The sequence below is a fragment of the Halogranum amylolyticum genome, from assembly GCF_900110465.1.
In the GTDB taxonomy this organism is placed as follows: Archaea; Halobacteriota; Halobacteria; order Halobacteriales; family Haloferacaceae; genus Halogranum; species Halogranum amylolyticum.
Genome location: NZ_FODV01000003.1, coordinates 70,924 through 92,730, shown reverse-complemented (window position 1 = coordinate 92,730; position 21,807 = coordinate 70,924). Strand labels below are relative to the sequence as shown.

Here is a 21,807-nt window from a genome sequence, read left to right as displayed (position 1 = left end):
GCAGAGGGCGAGGGCTTTGCTGAGTAGCCTTGCTCGCGGTGACAGATTCAGAAATCGCATACGAATCGCGACCACCGACGGCCTACGAAAGCATCCGACTGGTGACTACAACTACCTCTCAGCGCAGTACTCGACGAAGTTCCGTAGGATCCGCAGTCCGGTCTCGCCGCTCTTCTCGGGGTGGAACTGCGTCCCCATCACGTTGCCCGCCTCGTTGGCGAGCATCGCCGGGAAGTCGATACCGTAGTCCGTCGTCGTCAGCACGGCGTCCTCGTCGTCGGGTTTCGCGTAGTAGGAGTGAACGAAGTAGGCGTACTCGCCGTCGATACCCTCGACGAGTGGGTGGTCACGTCGGACGTCGAGTTCGTTCCAGCCCATGTGCGGCACCTTCTGGCCCTCCTTGAACCGGACGTTCGTACCGGGGATGAGGTCGAGCCCCTCGACGTCGCCCTGGCCGGCGCGGTCGGCCTCCTCCGAAGAGGTCAGAAGCATCTGCATCCCGAGACAGATCCCCAGCAGGGGGACGCCGTCGTCGGCCGCCTCGACGAGCGCCTCGCGGAACGGCCCGGCGTTCTCCATTCCGTCGCCGAACGCGCCGACGCCGGGGAGGACGATGCCGTCGGCCTCGTCGATGCTGTCGGGGTCGTCCGAGACCGTCACGTTCGCGCCCGCACGTTCCAGACCGCGCGTCGCGCTCCGAAGGTTGCCGAGTCCGTAGTCCACCACGACGACGTCGGCCAGCGTCTCCTCCTGGGGGTGGGTCGTGCTCATGCGAGGAGATACAGGAGGCCGACGCAAGTCAGTTTCCGTTCGGGCGAACGTCGGTCGTGCGTCGACGCCGGACGTCGTCGCGAGAGACTGACGACTGTCCACTCCAGCGAGAGATATCGAAAACTCCCGGTCGTCGAGCGGCCGTCTCTCGCCGCTTTGTACTGTCTCTCGTTCGTACAGTTCATTCAATAGAAAGAATAGGAACTCTTAACTCTCCCCTATCGAACCCCTTAATAAACCGATGGCATACCGACGAAACTTTCTCAAGAGGGCCGGTGCGGTGGGTGCCGCCGGCCTGACCGGGCTGAGTGGGTGTACTGGTGACTCGAACGGCGACGGCTCTGACGGGGCAGGGAACGCGTCGGGATCGCCGGAGTCGACGGCGGAGGGGACGACGACGGGCGGTAGCGACGGATCCCGGACGCTCACGTTCGCGTTGACGCCCGCCGAGTCCGATGTCGACATCGAAGAGCAGTACGAGCCGCTCTTCAGCTACCTCGAGTCGGAGGCGGACGTCACGATCGAGTCCACCGTCGCGGCCGACTACGCCGCCGTGCTGCAGGCGCTGAAGAGCGGACAGGCGGACGTCGCCGACGCCGCCCCTGCCATCGCCATCCAGGGTGCCAACGAGGACGTGACACAGGTCGTCGGTATCCGCATCGCGTACGGTGCCTCTCGGTACTTCTCGCTCGTCACGACGCCCACCGACAGCGACGTCGAGTCGCTCGAGGAGCTTCAGGGTGAGACGGTCGCCTTCGCCGACCGTCTCTCGACGAGCGGGTCGCTGTTCCCGCTGTACATGCTCAGCCAGGCCGGCCTCGACACGGGCGGTGCACCCGACGGGACGCCCGAGGACTTCACCGGCCAGTGGTCGGACCACGCGACCGCCCGCGAGACGATGGTCAACCGCCCCGACGTGGTGGCGGCGGGCACTGGGGCGTTCTCGACGGCCCCACACGTCCCGAAAGATCAGTTCCCGCAGGAGTTTCTCGACATGTCGGCGGAGAACGACGGCGACCTCGGCACCGAGGAGCCACAACTCGACCTGCTGGCGACGTCGGATCCGATCCCCCGCGCACCCATCCTCGCTCGCACGGAGATGGACCAAGACGTCTACGGCGACGTCGAGTCGGCTCTCCTGAACGTCTCAGAGGACGACCTCATCAACGAGGAGCTGAACGACGATCAACAGCTCTGGTTCACGGGCGTCGCCGAAGGCTCCGCCGAGGACTACCAGCCCGTCCAGAACGTACTCGACGAACTCGGCGTGACGCTCGGACAGTGACGCTGGGCGAACCGCACCGTCTTCGCAGGCGAACTGGGCGACCGACTACCAGCGATTCGGCACGCGGCGTGCCGGTGACGACGACACATGAGCACGATCGAAGTAACGAACCTCAGCAAGTCCTACGGGAGCGTCCAGGCGCTACAGGACGTCTCGTTTACGATTCCGGACGGCGAGTTCGTGGTCCTCTTGGGGGAATCGGGTGCAGGGAAATCGACGCTGCTCCGCTGTCTCAACGGGATCACGACGCCCACGTCCGGCTCTATCACCATCGACGACGAACCGGTGAACGGACCACGAAACGACGTCGCAATGATCTTCCAACAGCACTACATCCTCGAACAGATGAGCGCGTACAGCAACGCGCTGACGGGGGCGCTCGGCCGCACCTCGTTCCTGAAGAGCCTCTTCAGCCGGTATCCCGAGGACGACAAACACGAGGCACTCCGCGCGCTCGAGACGGTCGGCCTCCTCGATCAGGCCAACCAGCGGGCAGGCAACATGAGCGGCGGCCAGCAACAGCGCGTCGGGATCGCCCGCGCGCTGGTCCAGAACCCGAACCTCCTCCTCGCCGACGAGCCCGTCGCGAGTCTCGACCCCGCGAGCGCGGAGACGGTGATGCGGTACATCCGACAGGCCGCCTCGGAGCGCGACCTCTCGACGGTCGCGAGTCTCCACCAGGTGAACATCGCCCGCGAGTTCGGCGAACGGTTCCTCGGGATGAAAGAGGGCGAGCTCGTCTTCGACGGCTACCGCGACGAGTTCACCGTCGACGTCATCGACGAGATCTACGGCGACATCGAGACCGAAGCGATCCGCGAGGAGCGGACGACCGGACCGAACGACGACCCAACCACACGGAGCGGAGCACGAGCACATGAGTACTGACGCCGACCGTCTCCAGCAACGGCTCTCGGCCATCCAGTTCCACAAGCGAGTCCGACTCGTCTTCTCGCTAGTCCTGCTGGGCGTCTTCGTCTTCTTCTTCCAGAGCGCGCTCTCGGAGGTCGGCTTCTCTGTCGGCGAGATCATGGAGTACTGGCCGGTGTTCACCGCCGCTCTCGGGGAGTTCTTCCCGCCGAGCGAACTGTTCGGCTTCCTCCCCTTCGTCGACCTCGGCGCGTACTGGTCGTTCATCCAGGAACGCAACCTCCTCCTGACGTTCGAGAACGGCAACCCCGTTCTCGGTGCTGTCTTCGTGACGTTCGCGATGGGGTTCGCCGGCACCGTCCTCGGCGTCCCCGGCGCACTGCTGCTCGGCGTCCTCGGTTCCGAGCGCGTGACGCCGTACCCGTTCAACTTCGTCTTCCGCGGGACGATGAGCGTCATCCGTGCCATCCCGGCGCTCGTGTGGGCGCTCATCTACATCCCGCTCGGCGGCGTCTCGCCGTTCACGGCAACGCTCGCCATCGGGACGGACACGATGGGGAACCTCGGTCGGCTGTTCACCGACGCGCTCGAGGAGGTCGAGGACGGCCCCATCGAGGCCATCGAGAGCACCGGTGCGAACGGCCCGCAGACGGTCGTCTTCGGGATGCTCAGCCAGGTGTTCACCCCCTTCATCGCGTGGACGTTCTACATCCTCGAGATCAACGTCCGCATCGCCGTCACGATGGGCCTCATCGGCGGTGGCGGGCTCGGACAGGTGTTGCAGACCCAGCGCGGCCTGTTCAAGTACACCAACATGATGGCAACCATCCTCGTCATCTTCCTCTTGGTCATCTCCGTCGAGGTGTTCAGTCAGCGCGTCCGGTCGTACATCCGCGGCAACGACGAGGGACGGAGCCTCGTCGGCCTCGTCGCCTCCTTCCCGCAGCGGATGGCCGAGTCGATCTGGCGGTGACTTTCCGCCTTCCTTCCCGACTCTCGTTCGACGCCCCCTCTCAGTAGTCGCCGAGTCGCGACTGGCCGCCCGACTCCTCGCCCGCACCCGACAGCTCCGCGGCCTTCCGAATCGTCTCTTCGAACGTCTCCTCCTGACTCCGGTCGTACAGCGTCGCCGCCGGGTGGACACAGACGAGCACCCGTCTCGAGGCGTCGCCGAGGCGCGCGTCGACGACGTCGCCCGCCTCCTTCGTCACCGCTACCGACCGATCGAGCAGATGTTCGCCGGGGACCTTCCCGAGCGTTACGATCACCTCGGGGTCGACTAGTTCGATCTCGTGTTCGAGGTAGCCGCGACAGTTCGACAACTCCTCTTTCGTCGGGTCGCGGTTCTCGGGCGGCCGACAGCGCACGCAGTTGGTGATCCGGACGTCGGCGCGAGCGAGGCCGACGTCGCGGAGCGCGTCGTCGAGCACCGTCCCCGATCGACCGACGAACGGTTCGCCCTGTTCGTCCTCGTTGGCGCCGGGTCCCTCGCCGACGAAGAGCAGGTCGGCGTCCTCGGGGCCGGCCCCGTTGACGATCTGACTCCGCGACTCGACGAGCGAGGGACAGCGCTCGCAGTCGGTAACGCAGAGCCCATCCATGTTCTCCATACGCCAACCGAGGTCGGCAACGGCTTAACTGACCGGGCTTCGGTCGTCGCTCGTCTCGACGAACTCCCGTCCGGCGCGTGCGAGGAGACGGGCGACCCGGAGCGGTTCGGGACGACCGCCCTCGGGGGTGAACGCCCGAACGACGTCGCGAGCCTCGCCGTCGTCGACGCCGACGGCACGGACGAACACGGTCCCGTCGTCGACCGCGACGCGCTGCCGTGGGGGGAGCGACTCGTAGACGGCCAGCCGTCGGTCCAGTTGCTCACCCTCGAACTGCTCGCGGAGCGCCGCTGTCAGCCCCTCGCTGGCCTCGAACGACACCGAGAGGACGGGTCTGTCGGTCGCCTCGTGGACAGCGTGGAGGTCGTAGAGATTGAACCACGCTGGGGCGACTCCCGACAGTAGGAGATACTGGACGTCTTCGCGGCCGAGCGTGGAAAAAAGTCGAGCGACGGCGTCGGTCGAGTCGGTGCCGCCGACGGTGCACTCCCGAAAGGCACAGCCGTCGACGACGCGGTCGGCGCGGACGAGCGCGCCGCACAGGGTACTTCGGGTGTCGCCGTCCGAGGCGGCGACACCGAGCGCTCTGATGCCTCGCTTCACCTAGCTCTCTCCGTCCGACTTGATGTCCTGCAACCGGTTGAGCAGTTCGTCGTTCGACGCACCGTTCTCGAACTCCATACTGCCTTGGTGGTCGTTCTCACGGCTCGCTACCCCGTCGTTTTCGTCGAGGTCAGCGTCGTACTCCTGGTTCTCCTGCTCTGACTCGTCGTAGCTCCCAAATCCCATACATGCTATCGTTACTGTTTCGGGGTAAAAAATCCGGCGGAGTATCAGATCTCTGTCTGTTCTCGGGGAATCGGCCGCTTCCCCGTCCGTTTTTCAGTCCTGACGACGACTCACCGCTATGGAAGTTTTCAACGTCACCGCCGACGCCGAGCAGTTCACCTGCAACGCGTACCTGCTCACGGGCGAACGGACGGTGCTCGTCGACGTTGGGTCGATGCCCGGCGTCGCCGACGTCGTGGCCGACCACGTCGACCACCTCGACGCGATCGTGCTCACCCACCAGCATTCGGACCACGTCGATCAACTCGAGGCGGTGCTCGACCGCTTCGACGCGGACGTCTACGCCTACGCTGACCACCCCCACCGGACGCACGCGCTCGAAGCGGACGACACGGTGGCGATGGGCGACGAGACGTTCGAGGTCGTCTACACGCCCGGTCACGCCGCCGACCACGTCTCGTTCGTCGGCGAGACGGCGCTGTTCAGCGGCGACGTCGTCGTCTACAACGACGGCGCGTACGACGACGGCAGTTTCGGCCGCACCGACCTCCCCGGCCAGTCGCGCGAACGACTCATCCAGAGTCTCCGCGACCTGCTCGAACATCTCCCCGACTCCGTGACGACGCTGTACGCCGGCCACGGCGACTCCTTCACCGCCGACCCCGCGGGGGACAGCGTCCGCGACGTCGTCGAACGCGCGCTCGCCCGCGCCGAGGAACGACAGCTGAAGTACCCCGACGAATGACATCCCCCTCGCCGTAAACGGCGGGACTCTCTCCTCGAGTCGGGTAGCCGCCCTCCCGCAGACGTTATTCTCCTTCGACACGAACCGTGTGGTATGGCAACAGACGCCTCCTCGTCGACGACCGACGACGTCGGCTTCGACACCACCTCGCTGACGCGCCTCCACTATCTCGGCGTCGCCCTGGCGGCCGTCACCGGTGTGATCCACCTCGTCCTCGGCGTCGGCTTCCTGCCCTCGCCGCTGGCGGTCAGTTTCGTCCTCGCCGGACTCGGCTTCTTCGGCGGGGTCGCGCTCTTCCTGTTCGGCGTCCGGCGACGGCAGGTGGTGGCCGTCGGCATCCCGTTCACGCTGCTCCAGTTCTTCGCGTATTTCGCGCTGAACTGGCCGGACGTCGTCTCGCCGGTCGGGCTGTTCGACAAGGTCGTCCAGCTGGCGCTCGTCGGCGTGTTGGTGGCGGTGTATCGCGCGGAGAGCGCGGAGAACTGATAGGGAGTATCGTAGCCAGCCGGAGGCACAGTGAGCCCCGACCGGCTCCTGTCGTCGGTGCGTACGGAGGAACTCTATAGATTCCTACGCTACTCCCTCCGAGAGCGCTTACGCGGTGCGGCGTTCCTTCGACTTCGGGCGAAGGTGCTTGTAGCCGCATTTCCGGCACTGCGTGGCCTTCTGCGGGTTGCGTGCGTTGCAGCGCATGCAGATCTGTTTCTCCAGGGTTCGCTTGACGGCGGCGTCGAAACTGGGCATATAGCGTTCTCTTGCCGGCCCGGTTGTATAATGCTTGCGAGACGACCCCGTGTGCGAGCCGCCGCTCTCGTCGCCGTCAGTGGCCGCCGAACCGCTCGTCGAGTTCGGCGCGCAGTTCGTCGAGCGTCACGTCTTTCATCGACAGCAGGACGAGGAAGTGGTAGACGAGGTCCGCACCCTCGGCTTTCATCTCGGCCGTGTCGTCGTCTTTCGCCGCCAGGATGAGCTCCGTCGTCTCCTCACCGAGTTTCTCCAAGACGGCGTTTTCGCCTTTCTCGTGGGTGAAAAGCGACGTCGTGTACGACCCCTCCGGTAGCTCCGCCTTCCGCTCCTCGATGAGTTCGAACAGTTCGTCGAGGATGTCCTCGTCGCTCATACCCGTTCTGGACACCCGCGACGTGAAAAGCGTGTGTTTCCGCCTCGACTCGGCCTCGTCGGAGTCACTGCTCAGTGAGGCTTCTCGCTAGTCCGTGCTGAATAGAGCGCGTCCCGCAAAGAGAGACCGAACACACGTCCTTTTACTGACGGTGTGAGACCACCTCTGGCCGTCCGACCTCGTGCAGAGGAGGACGGCGCAGAGACGGACACCGACGGCGAACTCGGGATAGGCCCACCGTGAGTGTGCCTGCGCCCGAGCCTTGACATTCCGGTCTGACCCATGGGATCTCCCATGGGTAGACACTCTGCGCGCTGTGACACTATAACTTAGTATGAGTGAAGGGATATCATAGTCAACACGAAAGAGACAGCGGTGCGATCTATCGATGGTCGGCCACATTCACTTCTAGTTCGGCAGGTGATCGGTGTCAGAACCCAGGTAGTTTTCCCCTCACCCTACTCGGCTTCGACGGACGCCATCGCCGACTCGAAGAACGCCAGTCGGTGGAGTCGGACGTCGTCGGTGAGCTCCGGGTGGAACGACGTGCCGACGACCGGGCCGTCGCGGACGGCGACCGGGTCGTCGTCCCACCGGGCGAGCACCTCGACGTCGCCCGCGTCGTCGATGAGCGGCGCGCGGATGAAGACGGCGGGGAAGGGGTCGTCGAGGCCGTCGATCTCCAGCGGGGCCTCGAAGCTGTCTTTCTGGCGGCCGAACGCGTTGCGGTCGACCGTCACGTCGACGAGACCCAGCGGGTCGACGCGGTCGTCCTTGGCGTCCGCCGAGGCGACGATGAGTCCCGCACAGGTGGCGAGCACGGGTTTTCCCGCCTCGACGTGAGCCTGTATCTCTTCGGCGATCCCCTCGCCGTGGAGCAGTCGGGAGATGGTCGTCGACTCGCCGCCGGGGAGGAGCAGGACGTCGCAGTCGGAGACGATGCCCGACTGACGGATCTCGACGACCTCGGCCTCCTCGCCGTGGAGCTGTGCCGCACGTTCGATCGCCGCGGCGTGTTCGTTCACGTCCCCCTGCACGGCGACGACGCCTGCACGTAGCATGAGCGACTGTCGGGAGTGGTCGGATAAAAAAGACGCGACCGGCGACGCTGTCCGTCGCGAGTCGTCGGTCGGACGTCGCGCCCGGTCGTCCGAAGCCGGGGCTGTTCGAGAACTCGAGTCGTCTAGGCGAGACGGAGGGCCTTAGAGTGTGATGATGTTCAGGACCTGGATACCGACACCGAAGAGGATCCCGAACGCGACGACGGTCTTGGGATCGACGCGGATCGCGTTTCGGTCCTCCGCGTCGAAGTACCGGACGAGTCCGGCACTCGACATCAAGCCACCGCTGTTCTGTCCACTGCTCATACTGTCCCTCTGCGCTCTTTGAGGCTGTAAACGTTTCGACTCGCCGGACGGTTTTGCCGGAGAGCGAACCGTCCGACGTTCGGTGTCCGCGACCTGTCTGCATCGAGAACGTCCACCTTGGAAACCCTTTTACGAACTCGTAGGCTACCCGGAGAAGGGAACAATGACTGTCCGACTCAAAGACTTCTACGCCGACTGGTGTGGCCCGTGTAAGACGCAGGACCCGATCCTCGAGGAGATCGAGGGAGACTACCCCGACGTCTCCTTCGAGAAGGTCGACGTCGACGAGGAACAGGAGATCGCCAACCAGTATCAGGTCCGCTCGCTGCCCACGCTCATCGTCGAGAACGACGACGGCGTCGTCGACCGCTTCGTCGGTGTCACGCAGCGCGAGGACATCGAAGCGGCGCTGAAGCAGGCCGGCGCCTAAGTCTCACGGCCGCCTGGACTCGACTGCCCTGTTTCTCCCCCACCGAAGTGTGAGACCGACCCCGTAGACGACGCTGCCAGCGACCGCCGCGCCGGCACAGAGCGCGAGGTAGACGAGCCACGTCGGCGAGTCGGTGCTCGGCCCGAAGACAAGCCAGTGAAGTACGAGAAACGCACCGACCCCGACGAGCGGCCCGGCGAGAACGATGGCGGCCGCTCGTAGACCGCGCCCCGTGAGCGCCTGCCAGCCGATCGTACTCAGCGTGACGACGGCGACGACGGCGAGGACGATACGGGCGACGGGTTCGACGCCGACGCCGAGGACGACGCGGACGTCCGCGAGTTCCCAGAGAAACCGCTCGACGGTCGTCGCGAGAAACGTGACGACGGCGAGCGCGAGGGCGAGCGGATGGATCGACGGCGGGTGGAGAGAGAACACACCTGACGGTGCCTCTACCGACAGATAGTACTGCGGTCTGAGAGGAGAGAACCGCCGTCGGACGGGCCGACCCGGGACTCGATTACTGGAACCGCACGCCGAGGTCGTGCATCCCGTCGTTGTTCGTCGCGACGTTGATGAGAAGCGGCGTCACCGCCTCGATCTCCGAGGCGTTGGCGATGCCGCCGGCGTCGAGCGCTCGCAGTCCGTCGATGCCTTCGGCGAGCATCCGCACCGTCTCCTTCGCGTCGGGGTCGTCGGCGACGAGCAGGGTGTCGATCCCCAACTCCGCGTCGAGGTCGGCGAGACGACCCGCCGCGAGGTTGTGGAACGCGCCGACGACGGCGACGTCGTCGGGTGCGGCGTCGGCGACGAGCTGCGTCACGCTCCCCGCGCTCGGCGGGTGGTAGTGGAAGCCGTCGTCGTCGCGTTTGATCCCCGCCGCGGGGGTGACGAGCACGTCGCCCTCGTCGAGTTTGTCGGCGACGGCGTCGACGGTGTCGGCGACGTGGTACGGCGGCACCGAGAGGACGACGACGTCGGCGCGATCCGCCGCCATCGGGTTCTCGAAGCCGTTGATCTTCCGATCGACGCCACGGCTGTCGAGTTCGGTCTCGTACTCCTCGGCCTTCTGTCGCGCCTTCTCTGGGTCGCGAGAGCCGATGATGACGTCGTGGTTCGTGTGGAACGCCCACCGCAACGCCAACCCTTCGCCGATATCGCCGGTACCGCCGAGTAGTGCGATTCGCATACGCTGACTGTGGAGGGATGGGAAGTAATACTGTCGACTGTAAGCATACGGCGGCGTTCGGTACCCCGAGGTGCCGAATATCGTCACGAAGTCACAGCCGACAGTACGAGCCTTGCGCGAACGGCCACCCCGTCCGGTGTCGACTGCCGAACGCCTTTCTGCCGGAGGGGAGAGACTGCGAGTATGGACGACCCCCGCAGCTACGACGTCCTCCTCCGTCCGACGCCCGACGACCGCGCCAGACCGGGACGAGCGTTCCTCACGGACGACGCGCTCCTCCTCGCGCCGTCTCGACACGGTCGCCTCGCACGTGTCGTCGGCGACGCGGCCAACGGCCTGTTCGGACATCTCCCCGAGTCGCTCGGCCTGTACGACCCGCACGCGGTCACCCGAACCGAGGCGATACACGGCCCGGAGACGCTCCGGATCCGCTACGCCGACCTCCGGGCGCTCGCACCGTTCGTCCGTCCGACCGGATTCTCGCTGCACCTCCGCGTCGACGGCCGCTCCGACGACGTCCGACTCGCGTTCCGCTCGAACGACGAACGACGCGAGACGGTCGAACTCGCCCGCGAACTCCGGCGACGGGCGAGCGAGGCGGGCGTCGAGGTGGACTACTTCGACCCCGGCGGACGGACGCGACTGCTCCCGCTGGACGAGGGGACGTGAGCAGAGAGCCGTTCTGAGTTCTCAGCGTCCGTCGTCTTCGCCGGACGTTCCGTCCGCTCCGTCACTCGACGCCTCGTCCTCGACGTCGGGTCGAGAGAACCACTCGCCGTAGACGAGTCGCCGCGCGACGAACGGCGCGACCAGCAGGACGGGAACCAGCGCGGCCAACTGCGTTAGCGAGTTCGCGGGGGTGAGAAGGGCGACGACGGCGTAGCCGACGCCGTCGAGGACGAGCATCGTCACGAGGAATCGTCCGTACTGGCTCATTCCAGTAGGCCGGGCAGGTCGTTGACGGTGTCGACGACGGCGGCCGCGCCGGCGGCCTCGTACTTCCGGCGACCCTCCTCGCCCGTCAACCCGCCCGTCAGGACGCCGATGCCGTAGTACTCCCGACCGGGGTCCGCCTCGGCGGCGTTGACGGCGGTCTCGACGTCGTCGAGCGTGTCGCCGGTGAACGTCACCGCGTGGGCGTCGAACCGCTCTGCGAGCGTCACGAGCGCGTGGGGGTGGGGTTTCCCCTCCTCCCAGTCGTCCATCGTGAAGCGGTGTTCGTCGGGGACGTCGAGGCCGACGCGGTCGAGCGCGATGTCGGCCTCGGCGGCGGGGCGGCCGGTGACGACGCCGACGTCGAACCTGCCCGTCAGGTCGTCGATCGTCTCGGGGTCGACGATGACCGGTTCGTCGTGGATGTAGCCGGGGGCGTCGAACGGCGGGTCGCCGCCTTCGAGCTCGCGGTAGAGGTTGCTGCCGAGATAGAGCGTCTGGAACACGTCGCGGAGGCGTTCTCTGTCCCACTTGTCTCGGACCCGCGCCTGCGAGATGTTGGGCATCTCGGCGGCGACGGTGCGGGCCGCCTCGAGTCCGCCGCCGCGTTCGGCGACGGCGTCGGTGAACTCCGCGACGTTCGTCCGGAGCCCCTCACGGCGTGCGAGGACGAACAGCGCGGCGGCGTAGGTGAGTTCCCAGTCGTTGTTGAACCCGCCCGCGTCCTTGAACCGCTGGATATCCTCGATGTCGATGGTCTTGCCGTACACTCGGTCGACCGACTCGACGATAGCTCGCCGGTAGGAGTCGGCGACGTCGACGAGCACGCCGTCGATGTCGAGGACGACTGCGTCCGCATTCATAGGTTTCGTGCGGAACGCACGTGGTAAAATTCTTCCGTCTCACCGGTCGACGGCGGTGTACAGCGTCTCTCTGCCCACCGTCTCCCGTCGCACCGGAATCGTCGGCTCCTCGTAGCCGAGCGTCGTGAAGACGAACTCCGCGTCGACGCGACGGGCGACGTCGCGGGTCGGGCGCTGCAGTTCGGCCGGGAGGTTCAACGCGTAGATGGCGTCGACGCAGTAGAGCGGCCCGAGGTCGGATCGCTTGCTCCGGGCGACGACGTCGTCGCGGACGAACCGCACACCGTCGGGAACGTCGACCTCGTAGACGTCCGTCGCGGTGACCGTCTTGCCGGCGGCGGCGAGCGCCGCGGCGACGTCCGGGTTGCGACCGACACCCACCTCGAGGAGCGTATCGTAGCGAGCGAGACGGGCGGCCAGCGCGTCGCGAGGAAAGCTCTCCACGTCGGGATATTTATGAGAGACGCCCGCTTAACACCTTTCATGCTTGTCGACATCGTGCCCATCGGGGACGTTCCGGCACAGGTCAAGCGCGAGGCCTCGGCGGCCTTGCGTTCGGTCTACGACCTCGACGTGACCGTCCACGACGAGCAGGCGATCCCCGAGGGCGCGTTCGATCGCGGTCGCAACCAGTACCGAGCCGAGGAGTTCATCGAACTCGCGAGTCGGGTCGGCAGCGGCGACAAGAACATCGGTATCACACCCCAGGATCTCTTTTATCGCCGTCGCAACTACGTGTTCGGTCTCGCCTACCTCAACGGCAACGGCTCGGTCATCTCGACGTACCGCCTCCAGACCTCTTCGGACGGTGGTATCTCGACGAAGCCGCAAAGCGAGGTGTTCGCCGACCGCGTTCGCAAGGAGGTCGTCCACGAGATCGGTCACACGTTCGGACTCGAACACTGCGACAACTCCAAATGCGTGATGAGCTTCTCTCCGACGGTCCGCGAAGTCGACGTCAAAGAGGAGAACCTCTGCGGCACCTGTAGCCGGTTCTACCGGTAGCGCTGCCGACCGCCGTCCCCGACTTAACCCGTTCGGTCGTTCTTTCTGTCGTACAACTGTCCCACTGTTTCATCACCGTGGGAACCCTACACACGACCGGAGGTCTACTCGATGAACATCTCACAAATCGTCTCTCAGGAGTTCCGTACTCTCGACGCCGACGCGCCCGTCTCCAAGCTGACCGGCGTGTTCGAGGATCCGACGCTGAAGGCTGTCGTCGTCACCGATAGCGACGACTACGAGGGGGTCGTGACGCAGCGGCAACTCCTCGCATCTCACCGGAAGCCGACGGCGAAGGTCGGCACGCTCGTCTACCACGTGCCGACGATCGGCGAGACCACCGACGTACGGGAGGCCGCTCGGCTGATGGTCGAGTCGCGATCGATGGTGTTGCCCGTCCTCGCGGGCGACACGCTTCAGGGCGTCGTCCTCGCGAACGACCTCCTCGAACTGGTCCAGTCGTCGCTCTCGGCGCTGGACGTCGAGGACGTCGCCACGGACGACCTCTGTACCGTCGCGCCGACGGACACGCTGGGGTCGGCGCTGAACCAGTTCCGCGAGCGTCGCATCACTCACCTGCCGGTCGTCGACGGTCGCGACCTCGTCGGCATCCTCAGCGCCTCGGACGTCGTCGAGTTCACCACCCGCGAGGTGTCGAAAAGCAAGGGTGGCGACCCGGGGACCGTCCCGGGCGGTCGCTCCCACGGCGGGTTCGGCGCACGCGAGGGCGACACCGATCGCCTGCTCGATCTTCCCGTCCGCGACCTGATGACGTCGCCGGTCGACAGCATCACGCCCGATGCGACGCTCGAGACCGCCGTCGACCGGATGCTCGACGTCGGCTGTTCGTCGCTCGTCGTCGTCGACGAGGCGGAGACGCCGACCGGCATCGTCACCAAGACCGACGTGCTGCGGTCGCTGACGTGGACGCCGAAGGGCCACCGCGGCGTGCAGGTCGTCGGCATCGGGTTGCTGGAGGATATGTCCTACGCGGACGTGGCGACGCTCGTCGACGACCTCGTCAGCAAGGACGGCGAGCTGACGCTGCTGGACGCGACCATCCACCTGCACCGTCACGACGAGAAACTCCGCGGGACGCCGCTCGTGCTCGCCCGCATCCGACTGTTCACCGACAAGGGCCTCTTCGTCGCCTCCGGCGAGGGCTACGGTGCCCAGCACGCGCTCTCGGAGGCGCGCGACGTCGTCGACCGCCAGATCCGCGACCGGAAGACCTACGCGCAGACCAAGAAACATCCCGACGACGACACCCGGACCCACCTCCGGGGGTACTGACGGCCCCGTGTCCGATCGTGGCTGACGCCCCTTGAACGGTCGTCCCGGCGATCTGGGCACTCACTCCGTTCGGCACGCGGGCGGCCGTCTCTTTTCGGCACACGAACAGCTATCGGCACGGCGAACGTAGTGTACTCGGTGACTCCCCGTGAAGTTCCTCGTCGCAGTCGACGGTTCGAAAGAGAGTACGCGCGCACTCGACCACGCCATCACCATCGCCGACGGACTCGGTGCCTCGCTGACCGTGGTCCACGCAGTCGAGCCAGAGGTGTACTCGGAGGGCGGTGACGCCCCCATCACGAGTCTCTCCGAGGCCGAACGACGCCTCGTCGTCGAGGCGGTGACCGACGCCGAGGACCGCGCCCAACGCGTCCTCGACGACGCCGAGGCCCGGATCGCCAACGCCGGCGTCGACGTCGAGAGCGAGTTGCTCTACGGCGACCCGATGGCGGTCATCCCGTCGTACCTCGAACGGGTCTCCTTCGAAGGCGTCTTCGTCGGCCACCGTGGCTTCTCGAAACGGTACGAGGGGCTCCTCGGCAGCGTCGCGAAGGGGCTCGTCGAACGGTCGCCGGTGCCGGTGACCGTGGTTCGCTGACCGACCCTCCTACCTCTCGGCGAGGTGCTGTGCGAACCACGCCGCCGCGTGTTCGGCGACGGCGTCGAGCGTTCCCGGCTCCTCGAACAGATGTCCCGCACCCGGGATGACCTCCAACTCTTTCGTGCAGGTGAGCTTCGAGAACGCTGCCTCGTTGAGCGCGAGGACGTCCGTGTCCGCTTCGCCGACGACGAACAGCGTCGGCGCGGTCACGTCCGCGAGCGCGTCGCTGGCGAGGTCGACGCGACCGCCGCGGGAGACGACCGCGCCGATCTGGTCGCCGAGTTCCGCGGCCGCCCGCAGCGCCGACGCCGCCCCCGTGCTCGACCCGAAGTAGCCGATCCGGAGGTCGGCCGTCTCGTCTCCCTCCGCGACCCACGCGGTGACGTCGACGAGTCGCCGCGTCAGGAGGTCGATGTCGAACCGAGTCTCGTACGTCTCGTCTTCCGCCTCGGTCAGGAGGTCGAACAGCAGGGTCGCCAGTCCGTGTCGTCTGGCGACCTCTGCGACGAAGTTGTTGCGCGGACTGTGTCGACTGCTGCCGCTGCCGTGGCTGAATACGACGATCCCCGTCGCGTCGTCGGGGACGACGAGCGCCCCTTCGAGCGTGACGTCGTCCAACTCGATGTCGACGATCATCCCGAGTTCGTTCTCCCCGTCGCCTGCGTCTCCCGAACGATCGATGCTCATCTGTAGAGAGACGCGTGCCATCCACATCGTTGTTGCGTCGACCGTCACGGTCGGGGTGTGCGTCGTCCACGAGTCGCCTCTCCGACCGTCGCGGTCAGTCGCTCGACGTCGTGATCTGCTCTTCGGGCGGGACGAACGACCCCACGGAGGCGGTGTAGAGCGCGATCGTCGCCACCCGGAGGAGGTAGCTCACGAGGATGACGAGCGGGGCGAACAGGATCGGCGTCGCGAGAGTGACGACGAGCGGGAGGTGGGCCGGCGAGATGGTCGTCGGAACCCCCGAGGAACTCGTGTACACCGTCGTCAGCGCGTAGTTCGTGACGACCGCGAGCACCCCGGTGTAGATGATGCGCCGTGAAAGCATGGCGAGGTCCTGCTGGATCGCGATCGTCTTGAAGAACTGCCTGATGGTGGCGACGGCTTTCAGCAGTTCGAAGATGGCTTCGAGGTCGTCGTCCGACCCCTTCGAGATGTGGTTCCCGTACATCGACCGGAGTTCGCGGACCCGGTCCATGTGGTATGCGTATCTGCTGCCGATCATGATATCGAGTACCTTGAACGTCTCGTCACCTTCTCTGACCTGGCCGAGATGCTGGCCGTACGAGACGAGCTCCTGCGTGTACTCCGCGAACTCGTCGGCGTAGTCGGCCTCCGAGTCGTCGATCGTCCGTTCGAGGTTGGCTGCTCGTCTCTCGAGCGTCTCCGCGACGAGTCCGAGGAACGACGCCGGGTCGTTCGGACTCGTGCGGACGCCGGTGACCTCCTCGATGTTACGACGGAACTCCAAGTTCCCCTCGAGTCGGTCGGTGAGTCCCGACGGCGACCCGAAGACGCGCGAGAGGATGAGCTGGTTGATAGAGAGACTCACCGTGATGAGCGAGAGCAGTCCCGAGAGCATCCCGCTGGCGAGAAGCGAGAGCATCGAACTCCCGGGGCCGACGTACATGACGCCCGTCTCGACGAGCACGCCAGTGACGACGAGGAGAGAGAACAGGACGATCCCGGCTAATCTCGTCCGGCTGCCGGTGAGAAGATACCACTCTTTGAGACGGTTGAGGTGGTCTGGGCTGTCTTGATTCGTCATAGAGAGCTTCGTCCGACGGTGCTCGTGGCGACGTCAAAAGTCGAGTGGCCATCGAACGAGACCGACGGAGAGCGGTTGAGCCGCGTCTACGGGGCGTAGTAGTACTCGCCCTGTTTCTTCTGCTTGCGGTCCAGCTGCGAGCCGGGTTTGTTGATGCGGGGACGTCCCGTCCGCTCGTCGCGGCGGAACGTGATGTCGAGGTCGGCGAGGAAGTCGTTCATCCCCGCACGCATCTCCTGTGGTTTCGAGGCGTGACCGTGCTGGGCAGGTTCGCCGTCGAACACCATCAGGCGGTCGGCCAGTAGGTCGATCATGTAGATGTCGTGGTCGATGACCATCACCGTCGCGTCGTGGTTCTCGGCGTAGCGGCGGATGGCCGAGGTCGCTTGCACCCGCTGTTCGACGTCGAGATGCGCCGACGGTTCGTCCAGCAGGTAGAGGTCGGCGTCCTCCGAGAGACAGGCCGCGATGGCGACCCGCTGGCGCTCGCCGCCCGAGAGATCTGTCAGCTGTTGCTCCATGATGCGGTTAAGCTGGAGCGGTTGGGCGACCTCGGTGTTCCAGTACGAGGAGCCGAAGTCGTCCGTGATGGAGGCGAGGAACGTGTCGACACGCATCGGCTGGTCGATGTCGATGTACTGTGGCTTGTAGGAGATGTCCAGCCGGAAGTCGAGATCGCCCTCGTCGGGTTCGAGCGCACCCGTGAACAGCTTCGCGAGCGTTGACTTCCCGATCCCGTTGGGACCGACGATACCGAGCACCTCGCTCTTGTGGATCGAGCCGCCCTCGACCGCCAGCGAGAACTCGCCTTCACCGTAGGACTTCGCGATGTCGGGGTAGTCGACGAGCACGTCGCCCTTGGAGGTCTCGCGCGGGGCGTGCTCCTCGAAGGTGATCGACTCCGGACGGATCCGCATGTTCTCGTTCGTGAGATACCCCTTCAGGTACTCGTTGATGCCGTTTCGGACCGACTTGGGGTCGGTGACGACACCGAACGCGCCGGGTTCACCGTAGGCGACGTGGAGCGTGTCGGCCAGCAGATCGAGGATCGCGAGGTCGTGTTCGACGACGAGCATCGAACGGTCGGCCTCGTCGTCCTCGGCCAGCTCCTGGACGAGGCGGGCGGCCTTGACGCGTTGGCCGATGTCGAGATAGGGGGTGATCTCGTCGAGGAAGTAGAAGTCGGCGTCGCGGGCGAGCGTGGCCGCCAGCGCGACGCGCTGGAGCTCCCCGCCGGAGATGGAGTCGATGTCCTGGTCCATCACCGGGCGGATCGACAGCTCGTCGACGAGGTAGTCGAGCTGTCCGCGCTCGTCGGTTCGTTCGAGCAGCTCCCGCGTGTTGCCGTCGAACTGCTTCGGGATCTGGTCGACGTACTGCGGTTTCTTCGCCACCGTCAACTCGCCGTCCAGCAGTCGCTCGATGTAGTTCTGGAGTTCGGTGCCGCGATACCGGTCGAGAACGGCGTCCCACCCCGGCTCCTCGGCGTAGTCGCCGAGGTTCGGCGTGATCTCGCCGGCGAGCGCTCGAACCGCGGTCGACTTCCCGATCCCGTTCGGGCCGAGGAGACCGGTCACCTTCCCCGGCTCCGGGACGGGGAGCCCGTAGAGGGCGAAGGCGTTCTCGCCGTAGCGGTGGACGGGTTCCTCGGTGAGCTCCGAGGGGAGGTTGATGATCTCGATCGCGTCGAACGGACATTTCTCGACGCAGATACCGCAGGTCTCGCCGAGACAGATCTCCTCGCTGATGCGAATCTGGTCGGGGTCGCCTTCCTCGGTGTCCTCGCCGCGGAGCGTGATGCACTCCTTGCCCGTCCGGTTGGGCGGGCAGAAGTTCGAACACTCGTAGTTGCAGCGGTCCGGTGAACACCGATCGAGGTCGACGACGGCGATGCTGTCGTCGGCCATCTTAGAACGTGACCTCTGCGGTCAGCATGATGCCGTAGGAGATGAACCAGAGGGTGAACGTCATGAAGGCGACGTACAGATAGTCCTTCACGCCGAACCCCTCGACGTCGATACCGACGACCCGCAGCAGGGGGAACTGCCCGAGGATGAACGCCCCGAGGATACCCACAGAGAGGGTCTGCTGGGCGGCCTCGGCGCTCGTGCCGACGACGTAGCCGGACGTGAGCGCGGCGGCGACGCCGGCCAGACACGCGAGCGTCGTGACCGTCACCCCCCGCATGTGGTCGGAGAAGTCGGTTGCCGTTTCCGTAGCCATGCCTCATGGTCCGGTATCAGGAATGAAAAGGTGTTCGCTTGCCCGCTGGCTCCGACTGTGCCCACCATGCTGATATGACTCGGGACCCAACTCGGAGACAAGTGTGCACGACTGCCCCAAGTCACCAGCGACTGCTTTGGCCCGCTCAGCGCCTGAAGCGTCGATACGTTGGCGTTTCTGCCGGGCGGCGGCCATCAACCTTTATGCCGTTGGCGGCTTTCGAATCGTAATGATGGCTGGAACTGACGAGGAGAATCTCGACGATCTCCCACCGAGCGCGAAACTGGTGTTCAAGGTGCTCGAATACAACGGTCCGCTCACGCAGAAAGGCATCGTACAGGAGTCGATGCTGTCGGCGCGGACCGTCCGCTACGCGCTCGAACGACTGGAAGGGATCGGGATGGTCGACGAAGACGTCTACTTCGCCGACGCCCGACAGAATCTCTATCAGCTCAACGAACTGAAGGCGGAAGCCGACGGCGGCAAAGAGGCCTGCTGCGCAGAGTGACGACTCGTTCCGGGCACTGACGTCTCACCACTCTCCGTTCTCCGACCGACGACACCGATCCGACAGTCACGACGTCGCCTCCTCCTGTCGCTCCTCGTCGTCGGACTCCTCTGTCGACGTCCGCTCCGACTCCTCGCTCGCCGCTCGGTCGTCCGTCTCCCGATCCCCTCGCGCCGTCCTCGTCGCGTCGATCCACTCGGCGGCACGCTCCTCGGAGACGCCTGTCGCCTCCGCGACGTCGACGACGTCGGCCGCCCGGAGCGCCCGGAACGTCGTGATCCCCGCCGCCGTCAGCCGTTCGGCGTACTTCGGGCCGATGCCGTCGATCACCGTGAGATCCTCCGGCTCGCTCTCCCCGGACTCGCTCGTCTCGGACCCGGCCGTCGCGGTCCGCTCGGTCGCGAGTTCGGCAATCTGCGCTTCCAGCGCTGCGACCTGCGCTTCGAGTTCGTCGATCCGTCGCTGCCGTTCGTCGTCCGGGACGAACCCGGCGGTTCCGTCCCCGTGTTCGCCCTCCCCGAGCGCGTCGTCGGGGAGTACGAACCGCAGTCGGTCGTGCGGGACGAACCCGACGACATGCTTGCGCTTCGGGTCCTCGGTCAGGACCAGCCCCGTGTCGAGCGCCTTGTAGCCACCGCAGTCGATCACCGTGCCGTCTTCGAGTACTACCTTCATTGTGGACCTCCAGGTGAGAGAGCGAGGGCGGACCGCCGCGTCGACGCTCGCTCGTCCACGCTCTCTCCCTCGGACCGCGTCTATTCGCGCCCGGCACATACAGAGCTGTCGGCACGACGTATCGTCTATCGACCGAATCCCCCCGACAGAAAGCGTTAAGTTCGCGATAGCGTATAACGAGTCGATGGAAACGCTCGCCTCGCGAGTCATCGAACGCTGTGAGGAGATCCCCGCCGACCCCGCCCCGGGCAACTACGTCGTCGTCGACGTCATCTTCTTCTCGACCACCGTGGTCGAACTGTTCGAGAACGATGCGGCGTCACTACGCGTGGTCGACGAGAAACCGCAGACGCTCGAGCACAAAGCGGAGAACCCCGACGTCTGCGCCGGCGGCAACCGGACGGAGGAGTACGAGGCCGCCGGCGACTACGACTTCTTCAACTCGCCGAGTTTCGTCCAGACGCTCGACGTCGAGGACCGGCCGGTCGCTATGACCTCGACGAACGGCGGTCGGGCGATCAACGCGCTGCTCGCGACCGACCCCGACCCCGACCCCGACGACGTCGACGTCTTCGTCGGATCGACGACGAACGCGGCGGCGCTCGCTCGCCATCTCCGCGCTCGCGACGACGACCGACCGACTTACCTCGTCAGTTCGGGCACTCGCGGCGATGTCGCCACCGAGGACCACATCGGCGCGACGCTCGTCGGCCGCCACCTCGAGGGCCACCCGCCCACGGAGGTCGAACGCGAGATCTTCCGCCAGCATCTGCCGACCGCGAAAGGGGAGGCGTACCTCGCGAACGCCCACCCGACGCGACGGCGCGATCTCACCGAGTACATCACCGCGTTCAGCGAACGGACCGCGGTGCCGAAGCTCGAAGACGGCGCGTTCGTCGACGTGAGCGACCGACTGGCGACCGCAGCGGCGGCAAAGAACTGAGAGGGGTTCGCGAAAAGAGTCAGACAGTTACTCTGTCTACTCTCCGAGAGTTGCCAGAATCGGCGTGCTGAATAGAGAGCGTGTATGCAGCAGCGTCGTTGTTCGTTTGTAGTACGATAGACTGCTACTGTTCGCCTGCAAGAAACAATAGCGACTACTTAACTCACCGACACAATTTCATAATCACCCAGCAACTCTGCCTTTATGCGACGATATACTCGCCGTGACGCTCTTGGCGCGTGCGGCATTGCCCTCCTCAGTTCACTCGCCGGGTGTTCGGCCCTCCCAACGAACTCTTCGAACTCAGAGAACCCTACCTACGAGCGTCTTGACGTGACCGCCGTTTACGTCGCTAACGGGGTTGAACTCTCGATGCCTGCAGAAATCCAGACGGTGAACGAAACGCAAAACGCCGACCTGCTTGTTCTCCCCCACGATACGAATATCGACGCCAAACAAGCCTCTGAGTGGCTTTTGGAGGACCGAGTTCTTGCTCTCCTCGGGGAGAGTTCTGAAGCGACGTGGCTCTCTTGGGCTCGGAGCGATGCGTTCAGAGATGCGTTCGAGAATGAGGGATACGGAGACGGTGAACCAGACCCCTCACTTGTAGTTGGTGCAAGAATTGATCAACTCATCACGACGTACCGTTACACCTGGGGCGATGAGCCAAGTGATCGCGACGTACTTGAGGCACTTGATGAGTCACTCGTGGCTATCGAAAAGAAGACGCCGACGGAATGAATTGGTCCTGACCGACTAGCGCGCTACATGCAGCACGCAGATTTTAGCAGGTGAGAAGCTTGTGACGTTGAAGAG

Annotated in this window: 31 protein-coding genes; 13 read left to right on the top strand and 18 right to left on the bottom strand. The window is 65.4% G+C overall.

The features are described from left to right. Positions 1-111 precede the first annotated feature (111 nt). Positions 112-771 carry an imidazole glycerol phosphate synthase subunit HisH gene (gene hisH / locus BSG17_RS06435; protein ID WP_089822221.1) on the bottom strand — a complete coding sequence of 220 codons (660 nt, stop codon included), beginning with the start codon at positions 769-771 and terminating at the stop codon, positions 112-114. Positions 772-1,012: 241 nt separating this feature from the next. Here hisH and BSG17_RS06425 point away from each other — a divergent pair, with 241 nt between their 5' ends. From BSG17_RS06425 to phnE, 3 genes are all read left to right on the top strand, one after another. Then, on the top strand, positions 1,013-2,056 hold the full coding sequence (locus tag BSG17_RS06425; RefSeq protein ID WP_089822216.1) for a PhnD/SsuA/transferrin family substrate-binding protein: 1,044 nt from the start codon (positions 1,013-1,015) through the stop codon (positions 2,054-2,056). An 87-nt stretch (positions 2,057-2,143) separates the two neighbouring features. Continuing rightward, complete coding sequence (gene phnC, locus BSG17_RS06420) at positions 2,144-2,944, top strand: phosphonate ABC transporter ATP-binding protein (RefSeq protein WP_089822214.1); 801 nt, start codon at positions 2,144-2,146, stop codon at positions 2,942-2,944. Next, on the top strand, positions 2,934-3,899 hold the full coding sequence (gene phnE, locus BSG17_RS06415; protein WP_089822212.1) for a phosphonate ABC transporter, permease protein PhnE: 966 nt from the start codon (positions 2,934-2,936) through the stop codon (positions 3,897-3,899). Before phnC ends, phnE begins: the two co-directional genes overlap by 11 nt. A 40-nt stretch (positions 3,900-3,939) precedes the next feature. Here phnE and BSG17_RS06410 read toward each other — a convergent pair whose 3' ends face one another. From BSG17_RS06410 to BSG17_RS06400, 3 genes are read right to left on the bottom strand one after another with little or no spacing between them, the layout of a single operon-like run. Continuing rightward, positions 3,940-4,536 carry a uracil-DNA glycosylase gene (locus BSG17_RS06410; RefSeq protein WP_089822210.1) on the bottom strand — a complete coding sequence of 199 codons (597 nt, stop codon included), beginning with the start codon at positions 4,534-4,536 and terminating at the stop codon, positions 3,940-3,942. Positions 4,537-4,560: 24 nt separating this feature from the next. Then, entirely contained in the window at positions 4,561-5,139 is a 579-nt protein-coding gene (locus tag BSG17_RS06405) for an endonuclease dU (RefSeq protein ID WP_089822208.1), read from the bottom strand. After that, positions 5,140-5,325 carry a DUF5786 family protein gene (locus BSG17_RS06400; protein ID WP_089822206.1) on the bottom strand — a complete coding sequence of 62 codons (186 nt, stop codon included), beginning with the start codon at positions 5,323-5,325 and terminating at the stop codon, positions 5,140-5,142. A 118-nt stretch (positions 5,326-5,443) separates the two neighbouring features. Here BSG17_RS06400 and BSG17_RS06395 point away from each other — a divergent pair, with 118 nt between their 5' ends. After that, positions 5,444-6,070 (top strand): MBL fold metallo-hydrolase, encoded by a 627-nt coding sequence (locus BSG17_RS06395; RefSeq protein ID WP_089822204.1) that lies wholly within the window; start codon positions 5,444-5,446, stop codon positions 6,068-6,070. Between the two features lie 93 nt (positions 6,071-6,163). Then, entirely contained in the window at positions 6,164-6,556 is a 393-nt protein-coding gene (locus BSG17_RS06390; protein ID WP_089822202.1) for a DUF7475 family protein, read from the top strand. 108 nt (positions 6,557-6,664) lie between these two features. Here BSG17_RS06390 and BSG17_RS06385 read toward each other — a convergent pair whose 3' ends face one another. The 4 genes from BSG17_RS06385 to BSG17_RS06370 all read right to left on the bottom strand — a co-directional run bounded on the left by BSG17_RS06385 (position 6,665) and on the right by BSG17_RS06370 (position 8,557). Continuing rightward, positions 6,665-6,814 carry a 50S ribosomal protein L40e gene (locus BSG17_RS06385; protein ID WP_089822200.1) on the bottom strand — a complete coding sequence of 50 codons (150 nt, stop codon included), beginning with the start codon at positions 6,812-6,814 and terminating at the stop codon, positions 6,665-6,667. 76 nt (positions 6,815-6,890) lie between these two features. Next, the gene (gene hisE / locus BSG17_RS06380) at positions 6,891-7,190 is read right to left on the bottom strand and encodes a phosphoribosyl-ATP diphosphatase (protein WP_089822198.1); all 300 of its coding nucleotides are present in this window, start codon (positions 7,188-7,190) and stop codon (positions 6,891-6,893) included. 458 nt (positions 7,191-7,648) lie between these two features. Next, positions 7,649-8,251: a pyridoxal 5'-phosphate synthase glutaminase subunit PdxT gene (gene pdxT, locus BSG17_RS06375; RefSeq protein WP_089822196.1), complete on the bottom strand. Its 603-nt coding sequence runs from the start codon at positions 8,249-8,251 to the stop codon at positions 7,649-7,651. 141 nt (positions 8,252-8,392) lie between these two features. Next, positions 8,393-8,557, bottom strand: coding sequence for a preprotein translocase subunit Sec61beta (locus tag BSG17_RS06370; protein WP_089822194.1), 165 nt, complete (start codon positions 8,555-8,557; stop codon positions 8,393-8,395). A 163-nt stretch (positions 8,558-8,720) separates the two neighbouring features. On the opposite strand from BSG17_RS06370, the gene BSG17_RS06365 reads away from it, so the two are divergent. After that, positions 8,721-8,987, top strand: coding sequence for a thioredoxin family protein (locus BSG17_RS06365; RefSeq protein ID WP_089822192.1), 267 nt, complete (start codon positions 8,721-8,723; stop codon positions 8,985-8,987). Between the two features lie 3 nt (positions 8,988-8,990). Here the strand turns inward: BSG17_RS06365 and BSG17_RS06360 are convergent, their stop codons facing one another. Both BSG17_RS06360 and npdG read right to left on the bottom strand, forming a co-directional pair. After that, on the bottom strand, positions 8,991-9,425 hold the full coding sequence (locus BSG17_RS06360) for a hypothetical protein (protein WP_089822188.1): 435 nt from the start codon (positions 9,423-9,425) through the stop codon (positions 8,991-8,993). 82 nt (positions 9,426-9,507) lie between these two features. Further along, a complete protein-coding gene (gene npdG, locus BSG17_RS06355; protein WP_089822186.1) occupies positions 9,508-10,176 on the bottom strand; it encodes an NADPH-dependent F420 reductase in 669 nt (222 codons plus the stop codon). 183 nt (positions 10,177-10,359) lie between these two features. Between npdG and BSG17_RS06350 the strand changes: the two genes are divergently transcribed. After that, complete coding sequence (locus tag BSG17_RS06350) at positions 10,360-10,845, top strand: hypothetical protein (RefSeq protein WP_089822183.1); 486 nt, start codon at positions 10,360-10,362, stop codon at positions 10,843-10,845. Positions 10,846-10,866: 21 nt separating this feature from the next. On the opposite strand, the gene BSG17_RS06345 is transcribed toward BSG17_RS06350, so the two are convergent. The 3 genes from BSG17_RS06345 to BSG17_RS06335 are packed head-to-tail and all read right to left on the bottom strand — an operon-like array spanning position 10,867 to position 12,416. After that, the gene (locus BSG17_RS06345) at positions 10,867-11,112 is read right to left on the bottom strand and encodes a DUF7534 family protein (protein WP_089822181.1); all 246 of its coding nucleotides are present in this window, start codon (positions 11,110-11,112) and stop codon (positions 10,867-10,869) included. After that, positions 11,109-11,972 (bottom strand): TIGR01548 family HAD-type hydrolase, encoded by an 864-nt coding sequence (locus tag BSG17_RS06340; protein ID WP_089822179.1) that lies wholly within the window; start codon positions 11,970-11,972, stop codon positions 11,109-11,111. Before BSG17_RS06340 ends, BSG17_RS06345 begins: the two co-directional genes overlap by 4 nt. A gap of 39 nt (positions 11,973-12,011) precedes the next feature. Beyond that, positions 12,012-12,416, bottom strand: a complete 405-nt coding sequence (locus BSG17_RS06335; protein WP_089822177.1) for a UPF0146 family protein — start codon at positions 12,414-12,416, stop codon at positions 12,012-12,014. Positions 12,417-12,455: 39 nt separating this feature from the next. Between BSG17_RS06335 and BSG17_RS06330 the strand changes: the two genes are divergently transcribed. The 3 genes from BSG17_RS06330 to BSG17_RS06320 all read left to right on the top strand — a co-directional run bounded on the left by BSG17_RS06330 (position 12,456) and on the right by BSG17_RS06320 (position 14,868). Then, on the top strand, positions 12,456-12,977 hold the full coding sequence (locus BSG17_RS06330; RefSeq protein WP_089822175.1) for an archaemetzincin family Zn-dependent metalloprotease: 522 nt from the start codon (positions 12,456-12,458) through the stop codon (positions 12,975-12,977). A gap of 111 nt (positions 12,978-13,088) precedes the next feature. Continuing rightward, the gene (locus tag BSG17_RS06325) at positions 13,089-14,270 is read left to right on the top strand and encodes a CBS domain-containing protein (protein WP_089822172.1); all 1,182 of its coding nucleotides are present in this window, start codon (positions 13,089-13,091) and stop codon (positions 14,268-14,270) included. Between the two features lie 148 nt (positions 14,271-14,418). Then, positions 14,419-14,868 carry a universal stress protein gene (locus BSG17_RS06320; RefSeq protein ID WP_089822169.1) on the top strand — a complete coding sequence of 150 codons (450 nt, stop codon included), beginning with the start codon at positions 14,419-14,421 and terminating at the stop codon, positions 14,866-14,868. Between the two features lie 9 nt (positions 14,869-14,877). Here the strand turns inward: BSG17_RS06320 and BSG17_RS06315 are convergent, their stop codons facing one another. The 4 genes from BSG17_RS06315 to BSG17_RS06300 all read right to left on the bottom strand — a co-directional run bounded on the left by BSG17_RS06315 (position 14,878) and on the right by BSG17_RS06300 (position 18,865). After that, positions 14,878-15,507, bottom strand: coding sequence for a dienelactone hydrolase family protein (locus BSG17_RS06315; protein WP_089823013.1), 630 nt, complete (start codon positions 15,505-15,507; stop codon positions 14,878-14,880). Positions 15,508-15,652: 145 nt separating this feature from the next. Further along, positions 15,653-16,642, bottom strand: coding sequence for a DUF7972 family membrane protein (locus BSG17_RS06310; protein ID WP_089822167.1), 990 nt, complete (start codon positions 16,640-16,642; stop codon positions 15,653-15,655). An 86-nt stretch (positions 16,643-16,728) separates the two neighbouring features. After that, the gene (locus tag BSG17_RS06305) at positions 16,729-18,549 is read right to left on the bottom strand and encodes a ribosome biogenesis/translation initiation ATPase RLI (RefSeq protein WP_089822165.1); all 1,821 of its coding nucleotides are present in this window, start codon (positions 18,547-18,549) and stop codon (positions 16,729-16,731) included. Between the two features lies 1 nt (position 18,550). Further along, positions 18,551-18,865, bottom strand: coding sequence for an EMC6-like membrane protein (locus BSG17_RS06300; protein WP_089822163.1), 315 nt, complete (start codon positions 18,863-18,865; stop codon positions 18,551-18,553). A 232-nt stretch (positions 18,866-19,097) separates the two neighbouring features. Here BSG17_RS06300 and BSG17_RS06295 point away from each other — a divergent pair, with 232 nt between their 5' ends. Next, positions 19,098-19,373, top strand: a complete 276-nt coding sequence (locus tag BSG17_RS06295) for a MarR family transcriptional regulator (RefSeq protein WP_089822161.1) — start codon at positions 19,098-19,100, stop codon at positions 19,371-19,373. 66 nt (positions 19,374-19,439) lie between these two features. On the opposite strand, the gene BSG17_RS06290 is transcribed toward BSG17_RS06295, so the two are convergent. Then, complete coding sequence (locus BSG17_RS06290; RefSeq protein WP_170864731.1) at positions 19,440-20,048, bottom strand: helix-hairpin-helix domain-containing protein; 609 nt, start codon at positions 20,046-20,048, stop codon at positions 19,440-19,442. A 184-nt stretch (positions 20,049-20,232) separates the two neighbouring features. Between BSG17_RS06290 and BSG17_RS06285 the strand changes: the two genes are divergently transcribed. Both BSG17_RS06285 and BSG17_RS06280 read left to right on the top strand, forming a co-directional pair. Further along, entirely contained in the window at positions 20,233-20,991 is a 759-nt protein-coding gene (locus BSG17_RS06285; protein WP_089822157.1) for a 2-phosphosulfolactate phosphatase, read from the top strand. A gap of 372 nt (positions 20,992-21,363) precedes the next feature. Beyond that, the gene (locus BSG17_RS06280; RefSeq protein ID WP_244531495.1) at positions 21,364-21,732 is read left to right on the top strand and encodes a hypothetical protein; all 369 of its coding nucleotides are present in this window, start codon (positions 21,364-21,366) and stop codon (positions 21,730-21,732) included. Positions 21,733-21,807 lie beyond the last annotated feature (75 nt).

Excerpts from the sequence above, each read along its gene's own strand:
- phnC (WP_089822214.1), top strand. The coding sequence starts at position 2,144 with ATGAGCACGATCGAAGTAACGAACCTCAGCAAGTCCTACGGGAGCGTC.
- BSG17_RS06425 (WP_089822216.1), top strand. The coding sequence starts at position 1,013 with ATGGCATACCGACGAAACTTTCTCAAGAGGGCCGGTGCGGTGGGTGCC.
- BSG17_RS06330 (WP_089822175.1), top strand. The coding sequence starts at position 12,456 with ATGCTTGTCGACATCGTGCCCATCGGGGACGTTCCGGCACAGGTCAAG.
- BSG17_RS06325 (WP_089822172.1), top strand. The coding sequence starts at position 13,089 with ATGAACATCTCACAAATCGTCTCTCAGGAGTTCCGTACTCTCGACGCC.
- BSG17_RS06305 (WP_089822165.1), bottom strand. The coding sequence starts at position 18,549 with ATGGCCGACGACAGCATCGCCGTCGTCGACCTCGATCGGTGTTCACCG.
- BSG17_RS06310 (WP_089822167.1), bottom strand. The coding sequence starts at position 16,642 with ATGACGAATCAAGACAGCCCAGACCACCTCAACCGTCTCAAAGAGTGG.
- BSG17_RS06400 (WP_089822206.1), bottom strand. The coding sequence starts at position 5,325 with ATGGGATTTGGGAGCTACGACGAGTCAGAGCAGGAGAACCAGGAGTAC.
- BSG17_RS06295 (WP_089822161.1), top strand. The coding sequence starts at position 19,098 with ATGGCTGGAACTGACGAGGAGAATCTCGACGATCTCCCACCGAGCGCG.
- BSG17_RS06385 (WP_089822200.1), bottom strand. The coding sequence starts at position 6,814 with ATGCCCAGTTTCGACGCCGCCGTCAAGCGAACCCTGGAGAAACAGATC.
- BSG17_RS06395 (WP_089822204.1), top strand. The coding sequence starts at position 5,444 with ATGGAAGTTTTCAACGTCACCGCCGACGCCGAGCAGTTCACCTGCAAC.
- BSG17_RS06350 (WP_089822183.1), top strand. The coding sequence starts at position 10,360 with ATGGACGACCCCCGCAGCTACGACGTCCTCCTCCGTCCGACGCCCGAC.
- BSG17_RS06365 (WP_089822192.1), top strand. The coding sequence starts at position 8,721 with ATGACTGTCCGACTCAAAGACTTCTACGCCGACTGGTGTGGCCCGTGT.
- pdxT (WP_089822196.1), bottom strand. The coding sequence starts at position 8,251 with ATGCTACGTGCAGGCGTCGTCGCCGTGCAGGGGGACGTGAACGAACAC.
- BSG17_RS06315 (WP_089823013.1), bottom strand. The coding sequence starts at position 15,507 with ATGATCGTCGACATCGAGTTGGACGACGTCACGCTCGAAGGGGCGCTC.
- hisE (WP_089822198.1), bottom strand. The coding sequence starts at position 7,190 with ATGAGCGACGAGGACATCCTCGACGAACTGTTCGAACTCATCGAGGAG.
- BSG17_RS06300 (WP_089822163.1), bottom strand. The coding sequence starts at position 18,865 with ATGGCTACGGAAACGGCAACCGACTTCTCCGACCACATGCGGGGGGTG.
- hisH (WP_089822221.1), bottom strand. The coding sequence starts at position 771 with ATGAGCACGACCCACCCCCAGGAGGAGACGCTGGCCGACGTCGTCGTG.
- phnE (WP_089822212.1), top strand. The coding sequence starts at position 2,934 with ATGAGTACTGACGCCGACCGTCTCCAGCAACGGCTCTCGGCCATCCAG.
- BSG17_RS06370 (WP_089822194.1), bottom strand. The coding sequence starts at position 8,557 with ATGAGCAGTGGACAGAACAGCGGTGGCTTGATGTCGAGTGCCGGACTC.
- BSG17_RS06345 (WP_089822181.1), bottom strand. The coding sequence starts at position 11,112 with ATGAGCCAGTACGGACGATTCCTCGTGACGATGCTCGTCCTCGACGGC.
- BSG17_RS06285 (WP_089822157.1), top strand. The coding sequence starts at position 20,233 with ATGGAAACGCTCGCCTCGCGAGTCATCGAACGCTGTGAGGAGATCCCC.
- BSG17_RS06390 (WP_089822202.1), top strand. The coding sequence starts at position 6,164 with ATGGCAACAGACGCCTCCTCGTCGACGACCGACGACGTCGGCTTCGAC.
- BSG17_RS06280 (WP_244531495.1), top strand. The coding sequence starts at position 21,364 with ATGCCTGCAGAAATCCAGACGGTGAACGAAACGCAAAACGCCGACCTG.
- BSG17_RS06290 (WP_170864731.1), bottom strand. The coding sequence starts at position 20,048 with ATGAAGGTAGTACTCGAAGACGGCACGGTGATCGACTGCGGTGGCTAC.
- npdG (WP_089822186.1), bottom strand. The coding sequence starts at position 10,176 with ATGCGAATCGCACTACTCGGCGGTACCGGCGATATCGGCGAAGGGTTG.
- BSG17_RS06410 (WP_089822210.1), bottom strand. The coding sequence starts at position 4,536 with ATGGAGAACATGGATGGGCTCTGCGTTACCGACTGCGAGCGCTGTCCC.
- BSG17_RS06340 (WP_089822179.1), bottom strand. The coding sequence starts at position 11,972 with ATGAATGCGGACGCAGTCGTCCTCGACATCGACGGCGTGCTCGTCGAC.